This is a genomic window from Haliea sp., from assembly GCF_040221975.1.
Taxonomy (GTDB): Bacteria; Pseudomonadota; Gammaproteobacteria; order Pseudomonadales; family Halieaceae; genus Haliea.
Genome location: NZ_JAVJWR010000017.1, coordinates 60,528 through 77,337, shown reverse-complemented (window position 1 = coordinate 77,337; position 16,810 = coordinate 60,528). Strand labels below are relative to the sequence as shown.

At 63.5% G+C, this 16,810-nt stretch carries 11 protein-coding genes; 7 read left to right on the top strand and 4 right to left on the bottom strand.

The features are described from left to right. Positions 1-141: 141 nt before the first annotated feature. From RLO07_RS06620 to RLO07_RS06590, 7 genes are all read left to right on the top strand, one after another. Positions 142-2,547 carry an acyl-CoA dehydrogenase gene (locus RLO07_RS06620; RefSeq protein WP_462291348.1) on the top strand — a complete coding sequence of 802 codons (2,406 nt, stop codon included), beginning with the start codon at positions 142-144 and terminating at the stop codon, positions 2,545-2,547. Between the two features lie 26 nt (positions 2,548-2,573). Then, on the top strand, positions 2,574-3,320 hold the full coding sequence (locus RLO07_RS06615) for a helix-turn-helix domain-containing protein (RefSeq protein WP_462291347.1): 747 nt from the start codon (positions 2,574-2,576) through the stop codon (positions 3,318-3,320). Positions 3,321-3,438: 118 nt separating this feature from the next. After that, a complete protein-coding gene (locus tag RLO07_RS06610) occupies positions 3,439-5,265 on the top strand; it encodes an acyclic terpene utilization AtuA family protein (protein ID WP_462291346.1) in 1,827 nt (608 codons plus the stop codon). 28 nt (positions 5,266-5,293) lie between these two features. Next, complete coding sequence (locus tag RLO07_RS06605; protein ID WP_462291345.1) at positions 5,294-6,928, top strand: acyl-CoA carboxylase subunit beta; 1,635 nt, start codon at positions 5,294-5,296, stop codon at positions 6,926-6,928. Positions 6,929-6,930: 2 nt separating this feature from the next. Then, positions 6,931-7,773: an enoyl-CoA hydratase/isomerase family protein gene (locus RLO07_RS06600; protein ID WP_462291344.1), complete on the top strand. Its 843-nt coding sequence runs from the start codon at positions 6,931-6,933 to the stop codon at positions 7,771-7,773. A gap of 5 nt (positions 7,774-7,778) precedes the next feature. Next, positions 7,779-9,770, top strand: a complete 1,992-nt coding sequence (locus RLO07_RS06595) for an acetyl/propionyl/methylcrotonyl-CoA carboxylase subunit alpha (protein WP_462291343.1) — start codon at positions 7,779-7,781, stop codon at positions 9,768-9,770. A gap of 43 nt (positions 9,771-9,813) precedes the next feature. Then, on the top strand, positions 9,814-10,689 hold the full coding sequence (locus RLO07_RS06590) for a DUF2971 domain-containing protein (protein ID WP_462291342.1): 876 nt from the start codon (positions 9,814-9,816) through the stop codon (positions 10,687-10,689). A gap of 19 nt (positions 10,690-10,708) precedes the next feature. On the opposite strand, the gene RLO07_RS06585 is transcribed toward RLO07_RS06590, so the two are convergent. Genes RLO07_RS06585 through RLO07_RS06570 form a run of 4 tightly spaced genes read right to left on the bottom strand, consistent with a single transcriptional unit; the run spans position 10,709 to position 16,679 of the window. Next, complete coding sequence (locus tag RLO07_RS06585) at positions 10,709-11,326, bottom strand: hypothetical protein (protein WP_462291341.1); 618 nt, start codon at positions 11,324-11,326, stop codon at positions 10,709-10,711. Positions 11,327-11,343: 17 nt separating this feature from the next. Next, positions 11,344-12,246 (bottom strand): archaetidylserine decarboxylase, encoded by a 903-nt coding sequence (asd, locus tag RLO07_RS06580; protein ID WP_462291340.1) that lies wholly within the window; start codon positions 12,244-12,246, stop codon positions 11,344-11,346. Between the two features lie 3 nt (positions 12,247-12,249). Further along, the gene (locus RLO07_RS06575; RefSeq protein WP_462291339.1) at positions 12,250-14,961 is read right to left on the bottom strand and encodes a glycosyltransferase; all 2,712 of its coding nucleotides are present in this window, start codon (positions 14,959-14,961) and stop codon (positions 12,250-12,252) included. Beyond that, positions 14,958-16,679 carry an aminotransferase class III-fold pyridoxal phosphate-dependent enzyme gene (locus RLO07_RS06570; RefSeq protein ID WP_462291338.1) on the bottom strand — a complete coding sequence of 574 codons (1,722 nt, stop codon included), beginning with the start codon at positions 16,677-16,679 and terminating at the stop codon, positions 14,958-14,960. Before RLO07_RS06570 ends, RLO07_RS06575 begins: the two co-directional genes overlap by 4 nt. Between the last annotated feature and the right edge of the window lie 131 nt (positions 16,680-16,810).

Below are 16,810 nucleotides of genomic sequence, written 5' to 3'. Positions count from 1 at the left end.
GGCGCTGTTATTGGTGGAGGTCCAGCGAAGGACCCGTAGTATAACGCATTGTGCGCAGTCACCGTAATGGACTAAGGTTATAGCTGTGGATTGAAACAAGGGCGCGCCGTCGTGGCAGCGTCACAGCGAGGTAAACCTGTCATGTTGCTGTCTATTCTGCTCTTCCTTGCCCTGGTCATCGCGGTGCTCTGGTACCGCCCGTCATTGCCGGTCGGCTCTGTGGTGACGGGTGTTGGCACACTGTTGCTGACCCAGTTGCACGGCGGCATGTGGCTGGTGCTGTTGCCGGTTGTGGCAGTAATCGCCCTGCTCAATGTCGAGGAGTGGCGCCGCCACTACCTGGTGGCACCGGTCTACGCCATGCTGCGCAAAGCCATGCCCCCGATGAGCAGCACCGAGCGCGAGGCCCTGGAAGCGGGCACTACCTGGTGGGAAAAGGACCTGTTCAGTGGCAAGCCGGACTGGCATCGCTTTGCGGCCATTCACCCGCCGCTGTTGACCGACAAGGAACAGGCGTTCATCGACAACGAGACCAACGAGCTCTGCGGCATGATCGATGAATGGGATGTGCACCAGCGCCAGGACCTGTCGCCGGAGGTGTGGGACTATCTGCGGCAGAAGGGCTTTTTTGGCCTGATTATCCCCGAGGCCTTCGGCGGCCGGGATTTCAGCCCCTACGCCCAGAGCCGCATCATGAGCAAGATCGCCAGCCGCTCCATCACCGCGGCGGTTACGGCCATGGTGCCCAATTCCCTCGGCCCCGGCGAACTGCTGGTGAAGTACGGCACCGATGAACAGAAGCAGCGCTGGCTGCCGGGCCTGGCGGACGGCTCGGAACTGCCCTGTTTCGGTCTCACCGGTCCCGAGGTGGGCTCGGATGCGGGGGCCATCCCGGATATCGGGCTGGTCTGCAAGGGGGAATTCGAGGGCGAGGAAGTCATCGGCCTGCGGCTCAACTTCCACAAGCGCTGGATTACCCTGGCACCGGTGGCCACGGTCGTGGGGCTGGCCTTCCAGCTGCGGGACCCGGAGGGTTTGCTGGGCGACCCGGACAAGGTCGACTACGGCATTACCTGCGCCCTGCTGCCGGCCGACCACCCGGGAGTGGAGATCGGGCGTCGCCACAATCCCGGGGCGCCGTTCATGAACGGGCCGGTCATGGGCGAGGACGTGTTCATCCCGGTGGACTGGATCATCGGTGGGCCGGAGATGGCCGGCAAGGGCTGGCGCATGCTGATCGAGTGCCTGGGCGCTGGTCGCGGCGTCTCGCTGCCGGCCCTGTCCACCGCCAGCGGCGAAATGTGCTACCTGATGGTGGGCGCCTACGCCCGCATCCGCCGCCAGTTCAACATGGAAGTGGGGAAGTTCGAGGGCGTACAGGAAGCCACTGCCGAGATTGCCTCTGGCGCCTACACCCTGGAGGCGATGCGGCAGATGGTCACCCGGGGCCTGGAGGACGGTACACCTTCGGTGATGACCGCCATGGCCAAATACCACGCCACCGAGTTGATGCGGAATCTGGTCAACCATGGCATGGACGTTGTTGGTGGCCGCGGCATCCAGCTCGGGCCGCGCAATTTCCTCGCCGCGGGCTACCATGCCCTGCCGGTGGCGATCACGGTTGAAGGCGCCAATATCCTCACCCGCTCGCTGATGATCTTTGGCCAGGGGGCCATGCGCTGTCATCCCTACCTGTTCGACGAAATGCAGACCCTGCAGGCGGAGGAGACCCACGAGGGTTTGCGTGAATTCGAGCCGCTGTTTCTGCAGCACCTCGGCCATATCAGCAGCAACCTGGCGCGGCTGGTGATACTGGGGGTCAGTGCCGCGCGCTTCAGCCCGGTACCCTCGGGTGCCGATGATTTCAGCCGCCGCTGGTATCAGCGCATCAATCACCTGAGTGCGGCGCTGGCCACCTGTGCCGATGTCGCCCTGGGCGTCCTCGGCGGCGATCTCAAGCGCCGCGAGTTGCTGTCGGCACGCCTGGGGGACGTCCACAGCCAGCTGTTCATCGCCAGCAGCCTGTTGAAATTCCACGCCACCCAGCCTCGCAGCAAGGAGGGTGACGCGCACGCGGCCTTTGCCCTGCAGAACTCCCTGTACGCTGCCCAGCAGGCCTTGCTCGCCTACTGTGACAACTTCCAGCCGCGCGCCCTGGGCCTGCTCATGCGCGCCCTGTGCCTGCCCCTGGGGCGGGTTTTCCGGGCGCCGGATGACCGCCAGATTCGCGAACTGGGTGCACTGGTCATGGAGCCCAACGCGGTGCGCGCGATGCTGGCAACCCATGTCTACGTGAGTGAGGATCCCGAGGATGCGGTCGGCCGGGTGGAGACGACCTACCAGATGCTGCTGCAAGTGGACAAGCCGTTCCAGGCCTTGCAGCGGGCCTGGAGCAAGGGTGAGTTGGACGCCGAGACCCTGGACGAGGCGCTGCAGGCGGCCGTGAACAAGCAGATTATTCGCAGCGAGGACGTGGAGCCGCTGCGCGAGTACGATGTCCGTCGCCGCGACTGCGTGCTGACCGACCACTTCGAAACCCTGCTGTGACAGCAGCGCCGCCGCCAGAACTGGCGATGATGATCACCCGCGGGCGCACGGTGTACCGCGGCTTGCTGGGGCAGCCCCGGGAGCGAACCCTCGGCGGCTTGTCGATCTACTCGACAGCGGGAGAACCATTCAGTATCCGCATTGGTGACGCCCCCCGGCAGAGCACTCGCATTGCGCTGGTGCCTGCCAACGTGCCTGTTGCGATCTCGGTGCCGGAACGGGTGATCGACCTGATCGTTATCGAGCCGGAGCTGGTGCCGGAGGAGGCTTCGTGGCGGGCTGCCTGTGTGGATGGGTCCGTCGAGCACCGTCGTTTGCAGAGGGCGTTTGACGACTGGCCGCGGCAGTCACAGGTCCTGGAGTGCAGTGACAGCGCCGTAGACCGCTACTTTTTCGGCAGCGATCTGCTGGCGCGGCAGCTGGATCCTCGCATTGCCGCCGCCGCGGAGACCATTGCCGCCAACCCCGGCGACAAGCATGCCGCCGCAGATCATGCAGCGGCCTGCGGCCTGTCCTTCTCTCGCTTCGTGCACCTGTTCCGCGATGAAGTGGGCATGACCTTCCGCAGTTTCTGTGCCTGGAAGCGCGCCCGTGCCATGCTGGCCCACGTTGCCAGGGGCAGCAGCCTCACCGAAGTGGCGCTGCAGATAGGCTACCCGGACTCCACGCACTTCAGCCATTCCATAAGACGTATTTACGGCTTGCGGCCCCGGGATATTTTTTCCGGCTCGCGGCGCCTGGCAGTGCATACAGACCCCTCTCTCCGGGCCTGAGCGCCCAGCACTTCCCACAGACGCCAGCCAGTTCACACAAGCAGGCACTGGCCGGTGGCGGTAGTCTGCAGTTCGATGCCTGCGGGCGCGCGGACAATAACAGTACAGAGGGCAGGGCATGACCGGCACGAAAACTGGGGCCATTACCATCGGCGGCGCCTCGGGCTACTGGGGCGACGCCGCTCTGGCAACGCCGCAGCTGCTGGCGGTGGAGGGTCTGGATTACCTGGTCTACGACTACCTGGCGGAAGTCACCATGTCGATCATGGCCCGCGCCCGGGCGGCGGACCCGGAGCAGGGCTACGCCACGGATTTTGTCAGCGCTGCCATGGCACCGAATCTGCAGCGGATTGCGGCATGCGGGGTGAAGGTGATCGCCAACGCCGGCGGCGTCAACCCGCGGGCCTGTGCAGAGGCCTTGCGCAAGCTGATCGCTGACCAGGGGCTGGACCTGGTGGTGGCGACAGTGCTCGGCGACGATCTGCTGCCGCGCGTGCAGGAGCTGGCCGACCGCAGCGGTGGCGGCGCGATCCGGGAAATGTTTTCCGGTGAGCCGTTCCCGGACCCTGACCGGGTGGCGAGTGCCAACGCCTATCTCGGTGCTTTCCCCATAGCCGAGTGTCTTCGACGTGGTGCCGATATTGTCATCACCGGCCGCTGCGTGGACAGCGCAGTCACCCTGGGTGCCTGCATCCACGCTTTTGGCTGGCAGCCGCAAGACTTTGATCGCCTGGCCCAGGGCAGCCTGGCCGGGCATATCCTCGAGTGCGGTACCCAGGCCACCGGTGGCAATTACACGGACTGGGAAAGCGTTGCTGATACCCTGGCCAGCGCCGGCTACCCGCTGGCGACGGTCTCTGCCGACGGCGCCTTCGAAGTGGGCAAACCCGCCGGCACTGGTGGCACGGTGACCGTGGGCACGGTGGCGGAGCAAATGCTGTACGAGATCGGTGATCCCCAGGCGTATCTGCTGCCGGACGTCTGCTGCGACTTCTCCACTGTGACCCTGGAGCAGACCGCCGTGGATCGGGTGCGGGTGGCGGGCGCGCGCGGGCACGGCGCACCGGAGAACTACAAGGTCAGCCTCACCTGGGCCGACGGCTTTCGCGCCGGCCATATCTGGACCATGGTCGGGCGCGATGCCCGGCGCAAGGCGGAAGTGTTTGCCGAGGGCGTGTTCGCCCGTACCCGGGCGCTGTTGCGCGAGCGGGGTCTGCCGGATCTCAGCGAAACCAGCGTCGAAATCAGTGGCGTTGAATCACATTTCGGCGCGGCCGCCGCGGTCAGTAATGTGCGGGAGGTCGATATCAAGATTGCGGTGAAACACGCAAGCGCTCGCGGCGTCGGCCTGTTCCTGAAGGAGATGACGGGGATTGCGCTGGCGGCGCCGCCGGGCCTGTGCAGCTTTGCCGGGGCGCGGGCCAAGCCCTCGCCGGTGGTGCGCCTGTTCTCTTTGCTGTTGCCGAAGGCGGAACTGGCGCTGAGCGTGGAAGTCGCGGGTGCGCCCGCAACATTTGTGGAGGCGCACGTTTGTAGGCCTGCCCCGCAAGCACCTGCACAGCTGCCGTTGCCACCGCACACCGATGCGGCGCTGGTGGACGTGCCACTGGAGCAGCTGGCCTTCGGGCGCAGTGGCGACAAGGGTGACAAGGCCAATATCGGCGTTATCGCGCGGCGCCCGGAGTATCTGCCCTGGATTGCCGCGGCGCTGACGGAAGCGCGGGTGGCCGCTTTCTTCGACCACTTCCTGCGCCCCGAACAGGCGCAGCCGGTGCAGCGATTCTATCTGCCCGGCAGCCACGCCCTGAACTTCCTGCTGCACGATGTGCTGGCCGGTGGCGGAATCGCCAGCCTGCGCACCGATCCACAGGGCAAGGGCTATGCCCAGTTGCTGCTGACCGTGCCTGTGCCGGTTCCGGCAGAGTTGCTGCACATGACAACCTGACTCAAGACAACAAGGGACTGCCTGAATCATGACCGACGTCGTACCCGTTTTCGAATCCACTGTTGTCCCTGACAGTGAGCGCTATCTGCGCAATCTGCAGCAGCAGGGTGAATTGATCGAGCGTATGCGCGCGGCGCTGGCGCGCACTGCGGCCCTGTCGAATGCGTCCAAACCCCGCTTCGACAAGCGCGGGCAGTTGCTGCCGCGGGAGCGGCTGGCGCGACTGCTGGACCCCGGCAGTCCCTTCCTGGAAATCGGCAACATGGCCGGTTTTTTGGTGGACAGTGACGACCCTGAACGGTCGGTGCCCGGCGCCGCCTATATCTGTGGCATCGGTTACATCAACGGTGTCCGCTGCATGGTGACGGTGGATGACTCCGGCATCAACGCCGGTGCCATGACCACCACCTCCACCCGCAAGGCGACTCGGGTCATGGATATCGCCCTGCAGCAGAAGCTGCCCTTTGTACACCTCGTGGAAAGCGCCGGGGCCAACCTGCTGGAATACCAGGTGGAGATGTGGATGGAGGGTGGCGGCGTGTTTGCCCGGCTGGCGCGCTTGAGCGCTGCCGGGGTGCCGGTTGTCACAGTGCTGCACGGCGCCTCTGCGGCCGGTGGCGCCTACATGCCGGGCCTGAGCGACTATGTGATTGGCGTCAAGGGCAACGGCAAGGCCTATCTGGCGGGGCCCGCGCTGCTGAAGGCTGCCACCGGCGAGGTAGCCGAGGATGAGCCTCTGGGAGGCGCCAGCATGCACGCCACCGTGTCCGGCCTGGTGGAGTACCTGGCCGAGGACGATGCCCACGGTCTCGCCATCTGCCGCCAGGTCATCGCCAGCCTGGGCTGGAACCGGCACTGCCCGCAACCGGCGCCGCGCAGCTTCGAGGAACCGCTGTACAGCCCGGAAGAGCTGCCCGGAATCGTGCCCGTCGATTACCGCCAGCCCTACGAGGCGCGCGAAGTCGTGGCGCGGCTGGTGGACGGGTCTGCCTTCCTGCAGTTCAAGCCGGACTACGGCCCGGCGACCCTGTGCCTGCAGGCGGCGGTCTACGGCATCCCGGTTGGCATTGTCGCCAACAACGGCCCCATTGATCCCAACGCCGCCACCAAGGTGGCCCAGTTTATCCAGCTCTGCGACCAGTCCGACACGCCACTGCTGTTCCTGCAGAACATCACCGGCTACATGGTGGGCACGGACTACGAGCAGGCCGGCATGATCAAGCACGGCAGCAAGATGATCCAGGCGGTGACCAACGTCCGGGTGCCGCGCATCACCCTGATGATCGGGGCCAGTTTTGGCGCCGGCAACTACGGCATGTGCGGCCAGGGTTACGATCCCGATTTCCTGTTCAGCTGGCCCAATACCCAGATTGGCGTCATGGGCGGCGAGCAGGCGGCCAGAACCATGAGCGAAGTATTCCGGGCCGGCGCCGCGCGCAAGGGTGTGGCGGTGGATGAGGCGCTGATTGCGGCCCAGGAAGCCAAAGTGATTGCCCATTACGACCGCCAGTCCAGCGCTTTTTATACCTCGGGGCGCATGCTGGACGACGGCCTGATCGATCCGCGCGACAGTCGCAAGGTACTGGGCATGGTCCTGCAGACCTGTTGGGAGGCGCGCCAGCGCCGGGTGTTCCCCAACACCTTCGGCGTGGGGAGGATGTAGCCATGGAAATCACCCCGATAGCCTGGCCGGAGGTACAGGACCTGCTCCTGGAACGCGACGCGGACACCCTCACCATCTGGTTCAATCGTCCGGAGACCCGCAACGCCCTGTCGGCGCGCATGACCGCGGAGCTGGCTGCGGTGCTGGAGGTTTTGCCACAGGCGCGGGACCTGCGCTTTGTGGTCCTGCGCGGCAAGGGTGGCAGTTTTTGCTCCGGCGGAGACCTGTCGATGTTTCGCACGGTGTTCCAGGGTGGCGCCAGCCGCGAGGATATCGTGGACTCCAATGCCAGCTTCGGTCGCCTGCTGCGCGGCGTACGCGCCCTGCCGCAGCTGTTTGTGGTCGCGATTGAGGGCGCGGCGATGGCAGGGGGGCTCGGTTTGTCCTGCATCGCCGATGTGGTGATTGCCACGGCGAACGCCCGCTTTGCGCTCAGTGAGGTCACGCTGGGTATTCCGCCGGCGCAGATCACCCCGCTGGTGATCCAGCGGGTGGGGGCTTCCGAGGCCCGCCGCCTGTTGCTTACCGCGCAGCGCTTCGACGGCAGCGAGGCGCGGCGGCTCGGCTTTGCCCATCAGGTAGTGGCTGACAGTGCTGCTTTGGACGAGGCACTGGCTACATTGCTCGAGCATGCCCGCCACGGTGCTCCGGGCGCGATTGCCCTGACCAAGGAAATCATCGACGCCAGTGCACACCTGGAGCCCGATGCCCTGGTGCAGTTTGCCGCCGAGCGCTTTGCCGATGCCATGCTCGGTAGCGAAGCGCGCGAGGGCATGGCGGCCTTTGCCGGCAAGCGCCTGCCTTATTGGGCTCAAGCCCGCAGCCACAGTGACACAGGGGAGTAAGGGCAATGCCACAGTTTGACAGTGTTCTGGTGGCCAACCGGGGCGAGATCGCAGTGCGGGTCATTCGCTCTGCGAAGGCACAGGGTTATCGGACTATCGCCGTGTATTCGGAAGCCGACGCCGCAGCGCCCCATGTGCTGCTGGCAGACGAGGCAGTGCTGATCGGCCCGGCTCCGGTCAGGGAGTCCTATCTCGATCCCGAGCGTATTCTGGCGGCGGCTGCGGCTACCCGGGCCGGTGCGATCCACCCGGGCTATGGCTTTCTGTCGGAGAACGCCGCTTTTGCCCGCGCCTGTGAGGATGCGGGTATGGTCTTTATCGGCCCCTCTGCCCGCGCCATTGAACTCATGGGCAACAAGGCTGCCGCCAAGCGCCTGATGCTGGCCGCCGATGTCCCCTGCATTCCCGGCTACCAGGACCAGGACCAGTCCGACACCGCGCTGGTGGAGGCCGCACAACGGATCGGCACACCGCTGATGGTGAAGGCGGCGGCGGGTGGTGGTGGCCGGGGCATGCGTTTGGTACTCGATCCTGTCGACCTGCCAGCGGCACTGGCCGCGGCCCGCTCCGAGGCCGAAAACGCCTTTGGCAGTGGCGAGCTCATTCTTGAAAAGGCGTTGCTGCAGCCACGGCACGTTGAAATCCAGGTGTTCAGTGACAGCCATGGCAATCATGTTCACCTGGGGGAGCGCGACTGTTCCATACAGCGCCGTCACCAGAAGGTGGTGGAGGAATCACCCTGTCCGGTGATGACCCCCGAGCTGCGTGTGGCCATGGGTGAGGCGGCGGTCAATGCGGCTCGCAGCATCGATTACTGTGGAGCCGGCACCGTGGAATTCCTGCTCGATGTCGACCAGCGGTTTTATTTCCTGGAAATGAATACCCGCCTGCAGGTGGAGCACCCGGTTACCGAAATGGTCACCGGCCTGGACCTGGTTGCGCTGCAACTGCAGGTGGCCCAGGGCTATCCCTTGCCCCTGTCCCAGGCCGATGTGGCGTTGCACGGGCATGCGCTGGAGGTGCGCCTGTATGCCGAGGATACCGTCAACGATTTTCTTCCCGCCAGCGGTACCGTGTATCGCTGGCACCCGCCCCACGGCGAGGGCATCCGCGTCGACCACGATCTTGTGGAAGGTCAGGAGGTGTCACCTTTTTATGACCCCATGATCGCCAAGATCATTGCCTGGGGCGAAGATCGGACCACCGCCTGCCGGCGCCTGCAGCGGGCGCTGCAAACCACGGTATTGTTCGGGCCGGCCAGTAATCGGCAGTTCCTGCTGGATGTGGTTGAGAATGAGGCGTTCCAGGCGGGCACCGCCACCACGGCGTTTATTGCCGAGCAATTTCCGCAGGGCGTGCAGGCGCCAGTGCCTCAGTTGGTACAATACTGTTGTGCCGCGGTACTGCAGTACCGCGACAGCGTGGCCGCATCGGAGCGGCTGCGTGTTGTTGCCGAAACCGCGCTGCGCGGCTGGTCCGGGCTGCGTGACATCAGTGTGCATTACCGCTACCGGAAAACAGAGGACGAGTTTGTCGACGTCCATGTGCAGCAGGTCGGGCCAGGTGACTATCACTGCAGTACCGGCGCAAGCCATCACCGGCTGCAGTGGCAGGGTGACGATCTGGCGGGCACCGCGCAGGTGCTGGTCGATGGGGTCGCTCACCGTCTTTGCCACGCCCCCGCGGGTCGCGGCGCCATCAGCCTGCAACTGGGTGACGCCGCCTGCGATCTTGTCAACGAGCTTGCGTTTACCCGTGGAGACCAGGCGTCAGCCGGCAGCGGTATTGTCAAGGCGCCCATGCACGGCAATGTGCTGTCGGTGCTGGTGACTGTGGGCGACCGCGTCAGCCCGGGCCAGGAACTATTGGTGATGGAGGCGATGAAAATGGAGCACAGGCTACTGGCCCAGGTCAGCGGCGAGGTCAGTGCGGTGCATGTGCAGGCCGGTACCCAGGCTGTGGCAGGTGCCATAGTGCTGGAGATCAACGAATCCTGAACCGGCGCTTGCGCCGGTCATCTTTGCTGGCAACAATAGCAGCATGTTCGATGTCATTTCACAGCGCCTGTTTGCAACGCCGCCCCGGGAACCCCTGTATCACTACACGACCCTGAGCGGCCTGCTGGGTATAGTCGACAGCGCCGAGCTGCGCTGCAGCGATATCCGCTACATGAACGACTCCACCGAGCTGCGCCACACCCTGGACCTGCTGGGGGAGCAGGTGACCCGGCGCCTTGTTGCCGGGGTCGACCAGCCGGCGCTGCTGACGACCTTTCTCGACTGGCTCACCTACCGCGTGGTGAGCGGCCCGATGCTGTTCTGTGCGTCCTTTCGCGGCAACGGCAACCTGCTGAGTCAGTGGCGTGGCTACAGCGTTCACGGCAAGGGCGTGAGCCTGGGCTTTGCGCCGGAACACATCCTGGACTGCGCCCGGCGCCAGCACTTCGAGGTTGGGCGCTGCGTCTACGCGCCCTCGCAGCAGGAAAAAATGATCGATGAGATTGTCGATGCAGTGGAGGCACTGGCCGCGGACAGCGTCGGGGAGGAGGAGTCCGCGAGCCAAAGTCGGCACTGGGTGCGCCGGTTTCAGACTATCGAGGGCGATTTGCTGCGCATTGCCGCCGTGCTCAAGCACCCCGCGTTCGAGGAGGAGCAGGAGTGGCGCATCGTCTCGCCAATGATCGGTGACGCGGCCACCGGCAAGGTGCAGTTCCGCGAAGGCAACTCCATGCTGATTCCCTGGTTTCCCCTCGACCTGCGGGACGAACAGGGCACGCTGGCGATTGACCACGCTTACCTCGGCCCTACCAGCAACATCGACCTGTCGATGAACTCGTTGGCGCTGTACCTGCAGAGCCGCGCCGCAGCCCCGCGCCGCGAGATCACCTACTGCGATATCCCCTATCGCAAGCGCTGAACCCTGCCCGGGGTCGCGTTTACTCTGCGGGACGTTCCCGATACCACTGGCTCATGTCGTCGTACAGTTCGCCTTTCAGCAGATACAGCGGCGCTGTGTGGTAGATCTTGATGTCATGAAAGGGGTCGGTGATGATCTTGGTCGCCCATACCAGGCCCGATTGCACACCTTTAAGGAAAAATAGTTGCACAGTACGGACCAGCACCGCCCCGACACCGGTAAAGAACCAGAGAATCGCGGTGTTGTGCAGGAAGCCCTTGCCGACCTGATGCTCCGTGAGCAGGCCAAGGAGGTTCGGGCTCAGCGAGAGCAGGACGGGCAGGGCTAACCAGATCGACAGCAGCACCACTTTGCGCTGCAGGTTGTAGCCGACCTTGACGCTTTCCTTGTACTCGTGGCTGGCCTGGTTGACCTCGTCCCAGGTCTTCGGTTCAAAGAAAAAGTGGCCTGTCTGGCGCAGGACCATGGCCAGCAGCCAGCCAATCATCACCGCCACGACCGGATCAATCAACAGCAGCAGATAGCTGGCGATAAAACAACAGGCACTGAGCAGGTGCAGCGACTGGTTGATGCGGTTGTGGTGGTAGTAGCGATGGTCGTCCCAGCGCTGCTGGTGCAGTTCTTCAGCAAAGGTCATGACGCAATCTCCGTTGGCTACGCCGTTTTGGGGGTGGGTGGGAAGTGGTCAGCGCCAGCATGGCGCTGCAGCAGGGCCTGCCCCATCTGGATGCGGCTGCCGGTCTCGGTGTCGGGGCGGAACTGATGGTTGCCACTGGCAAACAGGATGATGGTGGAGCCGTGCTGGAAATAACCCAGCTCGTCGCCCTTGCGCAGGCTCACGTTGCAATTCAGGCGCTGCGGGCCGCGGTAATTCATGTCCAGTGCCGTATCGAGGCAATGCAGCTTGATGCTGGCAACCAGGATGGCAGCGACCGGTACCAGGCATAGGGCGCTGTCGGCATGTCCGGTCTCCAGGGGCAGTACCGCCCGCTCATTCTTGCAGTACAGCCTTTCTATACGCTTTAGCGCGATAGGGTTGACGTTCCAGGTATCCCCGGAAATGTAGATGATCCGTTGCAGCGTACAGTCCGCCGGTGCGTGGAAGCGATGGTACATGCCGGAGGTGAGTCGCAGGGTAACGAACACGCCGTCCCGGTATTGCTCTTGTAACGCAGGGTCAGGGATGAGGTCCGACAGTTCATAGGGGAAGCCCTTGGCCTGGAACAGGGTCGTGCCCATGATTCTGCCGCGGGCACCGACAATGGCATCGCAGGGGCTGGTGACAATATCCGGGTGTGTATCCACGGTGCGGGCGCCGCGCTTGAGTTCCCGGGTGAAGCACGCCTGCAAGCTGTTGAATTGCTGTGTCTGCGCTTCCTCCAGATCGAGATCACCCGCGAACAGGCGCCACAGGGCGATGGAACATCGGGTCAGCAGCGGGCTCTCGATGCGGCTGAACCAGCCCATGAACTGCGTCGCAAGCCGACGCGGTATGCGGTTGGTCAAGAGGAAGTTGAGTTGCTCCTGCTGGCTCAGTTGGCGGACAAGCTGGTTCATGTCTCAGGCCACCGAGCGCTGCCGCAGCGGAGGCGCGGCCGTGGGCAGGCCGAGATTCTGCAGGTACTCGTCCATGATGGCAGTGCCCTCGTAGTCCGCAGCGCGGGCTCGCGCGCCGGCTCGCATTGCTGCATGCATGCCCGGTTGCTGGAAGTGAGCGACAATATGGGCAGCCATCTCTTCCTCGTTCGCGGCCAGATAGCCACTGGCGCCGGGCTCGATAATATCCGCTGGCCCCTTGGTGCGGTAGGCCACCGCAGGCATGCCGTGGGCAAACGCCTCCAGCAACACATTGCCGAAAGTGTCGAAACGCGAGGGGAACACGAACAGGTCCAGGCCCTGGTAGAGTTGCGCCAGTCGGGTTTGCTCGGTCCAGCCGAGAAACACGGCGTCGGGCAATAGCGTTCGCAGCGCCTCCTCTTCCGGGCCGGAGCCCGCGATCACCAGTCGCAGATTCGGCAGTGACTGGCGCGCCCTGGCGAGGATCCGCGGCAAATCCCGCAGGCCCTTTTCCCGGCTGAGACGACAGGCTACGAACAGGACCGGAGTCTCCGCGCTGGCATCGGCAAACAGTTCCTGTTTTTGCACCGGAACGATGTTCGGCGCGGCGGCGGGTGCCTGATGGGCGGTGAGGAATACCCGTGCGGGGTCGAGTTCCATTTCGTGGCTGGTCAGCCAGCGTTTGTGCTCGCTGTTCAGCACGAAAACGCCATCGAACTGTTGGTACAGCAGACGCAGCAGACGCCGAATGCGATCGCGCTCGTGAAGCGTGGCGTCGGTGGTTGCCTTGATGTACTCGAGCCAGTCGCTGTGCATGAAAAAGTAACAGGGCACATTGAACATGTACTTGAGAAGCAGCGCGACCAGGACCATGGGACCCTCGGTGGAGCAGACAACGCGATCATAGCCACCTTCGTAGAAGGCACGGGCAATCTGCAGCAGATCGGGAATCCTCAACTGCTGGCCACCGGAATCGGGCAGGGTGTAACTGGCCAGCGGCTTGAATACCAGCAGATGAGGTTCCGGGCTGCGCTCGCTGTCACAGACCAGCAGGTCGATGGGCAGGTCCCTGTGCTGGATCTGGCGCAGCTTGCCGGTCAACGAGTTGGACACGCCATTTCTGTCGAACAGTGTATCGGTCAGGTGCAGAGCCCTGCAGTTGTGGCTGTTGCTGCCCAGGTGCCGGGAAAAATCGTTGAGAAACTGGCGGTTCTGATAGAGCAGGCGTGTGCTCGCCACGGTCGCCCCCGCCAGAACCGCCGCGATCATCAGCGGAAAGGAAACGCTGTCCAACAGGTCCGTGATTTTGCGACCATCGGTGTGGCGGTGGGGATTGTCGCCACCGAATGCCAGGGCGCTTATTTGTGCCGGGATCTCGAAATTGCGCGTCAGTTCTTCGGTAGAGAACCTGAGGGCCCGGTTGTCCGCTGTCAGCAGCCCGGATTTTTCGACTTTGGCTATCATCAGCCGGTTCAGATCGGTAAACAGCTCGCCAATGGACTGGTTCACGGTAGCGACGAAATGCTCCGGTGTTCCCTGCTTGCTGGCGGCAATGCGCTGTAGATGGGTCAGGCAGAAGCGATACTTTTTCGGTACCTTCCACTTCAGCATGCGGTTGGGTTTCTTGCCTTGCAGGGCATCGTGGATGAACTCGAAAAATTTGCGCGCGTTTTTTTTCTTCTGCAGTTCCAGCATGGTATTGCTGATCGCGAGGCAGGCAAGCTTGTCGCGGGTCTCACCGCGGTGCAGAAATATGCGCAGCAAACCCGGATCCTGGATACGTGTCGCCACCTGGGAAAAATAATCCAGCAGCGCGATATTCAGCTTCTGGTTCTCGCCGACGTGGCCGAACGGCGCAATGCGCCCCTCGCGAATCGCTTCCAGTGCCAGTACCGAGGCCTTTTCATGTTGCAGGCGCTGTTGCAGGTTGGGAACTTCGAGGAACGAGCCACACTGTCCGGCAAAGACCCCCATGTGATCGTCAGAGCCCCCGGTCAATACCTTAGGGCGCTCGGGGTCGACGGCAAAATCGCCGGGGTTGAGGCGATGCTTGCGTGCCCAGGCCCGCATTTTTTCCGGGGTTATGCCTCGGGCCCAGTTGAGCGTCAGCGTTGACTGCCAGAGATCGCGCTGGCCGTTCAGGACTTCGACTCGCTGGAACAAAAGCGCCAGCAGTTCGAATACCGCGGGATCGACCTTGCCAGTGTGGGCATACAGATACAGAGGGTGTGGCAGGATGACAGGGAGTTCGTGCTCTGCCGTGTAACGGAGAAACTGGTAGATGTCGCGACGCAGGCGGTTGAGTATTTCCTCCTGGGCGGGGCTGAAGCCATAGGTCAGTACATGGACAAACAGGTCGCGATCGGGAAAGTGGCAGGTGAATTCGGCGCCGACCAGAACATCCTCGCCCTTTTCCAGCAGCTGCCAGCATGAGCGCGCGTTGTTGTGGTTGGTTACGGTAATGACATCACTGCCATGCTGGCGCAGGCATTTCACCAGTTTCTTGCTCTCCAGCCAGGTCTCTGGCAGGCGCAGAATCCGCCCCCAGAGCTCATCCGGTTGGTCGCTGTTGAGGTCGTGGCAATGCAGATCGATGCGGAGCCTGTTTTCCGCTGCAAAGCGTCTCTCCTCTTCCTGCAGGAAGCTGTCGAAGCCGCTCGCGAGTGATGGGCGGAAGTCAGCCTGGCGGGCGCGATCAAGATGAGTGACAGTCATGGCGTTCTCCCGGTGATGGCAGTGATGGTGTCGCTTGTTGCGGGTGGGCGACTGGCGACCGGCTGCAGGCCGAAGCGCGCTCGCAGCATCTCGGTTGCCAGCTGTCGCTGGATACCGCGCTGGGTGAGTTGCTCCGATTGCCACCACCAGCCGTCCATGGCCATTTGCCGGGCCGCCTCGATGAATCGCTGCATCACCGCGGCAAATTCATCGTCGGAGTAGTTCAGGCTCATGATCAGGCGACCGCTGCCGACCCAGGAAAGCTCCAGGCCCTGGTCGCGCAGGTAGAACTGGTACATCCAGTTGTAGCGCGAGGGCACTGTATAGAGAACGGTCCAGATGCTGTGCATATTGGCTACCCGCAGTGGCAGCTGGGCAGCGGCGAGCTGATCATTCAGCTGCCTTGCTCTCTCGTTCCAGAGGTCATCTGCAGCGCGATACAGGCGTTGGTAATACGGCTCCTGCACCCGCTGCAGGAAGACATTCATGGCGGCCATCACATAGGGGTGGGAGTTGAAGGTGCCGCGGGCGAAAGCAATATTCGCAGGCTGCGCTTGTTTGAATCGTTGCATCAACTGATGGCGGCCGCAAAGCACCCCCACAGGCAGGCCGCCGCCCAGGGTCTTGCCATAGGTCACCATATCAGCCTGGATGCCGAAGTATTCCTGTGCGCCGCGATGGGCAAGCCGGAAGCCGGTGAAGACCTCGTCGAAGATCAGGATGATGCCACGGCGCGTGCAGACTTCGCGCAGTTGCTGCAGCCAGCGAGTGTAGCTGGCCCGGTCAAAATGCGCGCTGCGACTGCTGCTCACCAGGGTGGCATCACCGGCTGCGTCGGCGTTGGGGTGCAGGGCCTGCAACGGGTTGATCAGCACGCAGGCGATGTCCCTGCGGGTCTCCAGCACTTTGAGAGTACGTTCGCTGAGGTCGCGCAGTGTATAGACGTCGCTGGTCTTGCGCTGGTTGCCGACGCCGGGTTGCACCCCGTCCCACCAGCCGTGGTAGGCGCCGCACAGGCGCACCAGGTGGGAGCGCCCGGTATGATAGCGGGCGAGACGCACGGCCTGCATCACTGCCTCGGTGCCGGACATGTGGAAGGACACTTCATCCAATCCGGAAATGGCCTGCAACCGTTCCACATTGTCCCGAATCACTGGGTGGTAGGGGCCCAGTACCGGGCCCAGCGGGCCGGCAATACGCTCCGCCTCGGTAAGGCAGTCCTTGTAGAAATCGTAGCCGAACACGTTCACGCCATAGGAGCCCGACAGGTCGTAGCGCCAGTTGCCGTCGATATCGCGCAGGCGCACTCCTTCACTGCGGTCGACGATGGAACCCTGTCGCAGCGCTTTGGCAAGACCCTCCCTGTAGGGGAAGGGTACCCGATAGGCGCTGGTGAAGTTTACATCGGAAATCCTGTCTTCCAGCGTGGCGCCGAATTCAATGCTTCTGGGTGAGCGGGCGTGCAGTTGACGCAAAAGCCTGTCAATGCCCGCCCGGCGTTGGTCCGCAACCTCTGGTGGCGCTCCGTCGCTGCTGAAAAAACATTCTGGGCCAAAGCTGTAGTACGGAACCAGTCTGGCCATGCGGCGCGACCATTTGGCGTGGCCACGCAGGGAGGGGTGTTTTGCCAGTGACAGGCGCAGCCTGATCCACAGCAGGTAGGCGAATACCAGTACCGCTGGTATGAGCAGGAGATACATCTCGATACTGTTGTGCATGGGCTTCCCGCGCATTGGTAACCACGCAGCACGCGGTTACCGTTGGTTTGGTCCACCATGCGCTGGTTTGATTGCAGGGGTCTTACAGTTTCGGGAAGCTTTTGTTGCAGTGGGGATGGCCTGCGCCGGGC

Coding starts and splice junctions, on each gene's coding strand:
- RLO07_RS06620 (WP_462291348.1), top strand. CDS start 142: ATGTTGCTGTCTATTCTGCTCTTCCTTGCCCTGGTCATCGCGGTGCTC.
- RLO07_RS06615 (WP_462291347.1), top strand. CDS start 2,574: ATGATGATCACCCGCGGGCGCACGGTGTACCGCGGCTTGCTGGGGCAG.
- RLO07_RS06610 (WP_462291346.1), top strand. CDS start 3,439: ATGACCGGCACGAAAACTGGGGCCATTACCATCGGCGGCGCCTCGGGC.
- RLO07_RS06605 (WP_462291345.1), top strand. CDS start 5,294: ATGACCGACGTCGTACCCGTTTTCGAATCCACTGTTGTCCCTGACAGT.
- RLO07_RS06600 (WP_462291344.1), top strand. CDS start 6,931: ATGGAAATCACCCCGATAGCCTGGCCGGAGGTACAGGACCTGCTCCTG.
- RLO07_RS06595 (WP_462291343.1), top strand. CDS start 7,779: ATGCCACAGTTTGACAGTGTTCTGGTGGCCAACCGGGGCGAGATCGCA.
- RLO07_RS06590 (WP_462291342.1), top strand. CDS start 9,814: ATGTTCGATGTCATTTCACAGCGCCTGTTTGCAACGCCGCCCCGGGAA.
- RLO07_RS06585 (WP_462291341.1), bottom strand. CDS start 11,326: ATGACCTTTGCTGAAGAACTGCACCAGCAGCGCTGGGACGACCATCGC.
- asd (WP_462291340.1), bottom strand. CDS start 12,246: ATGAACCAGCTTGTCCGCCAACTGAGCCAGCAGGAGCAACTCAACTTC.
- RLO07_RS06575 (WP_462291339.1), bottom strand. CDS start 14,961: ATGACTGTCACTCATCTTGATCGCGCCCGCCAGGCTGACTTCCGCCCA.
- RLO07_RS06570 (WP_462291338.1), bottom strand. CDS start 16,679: ATGCACAACAGTATCGAGATGTATCTCCTGCTCATACCAGCGGTACTG.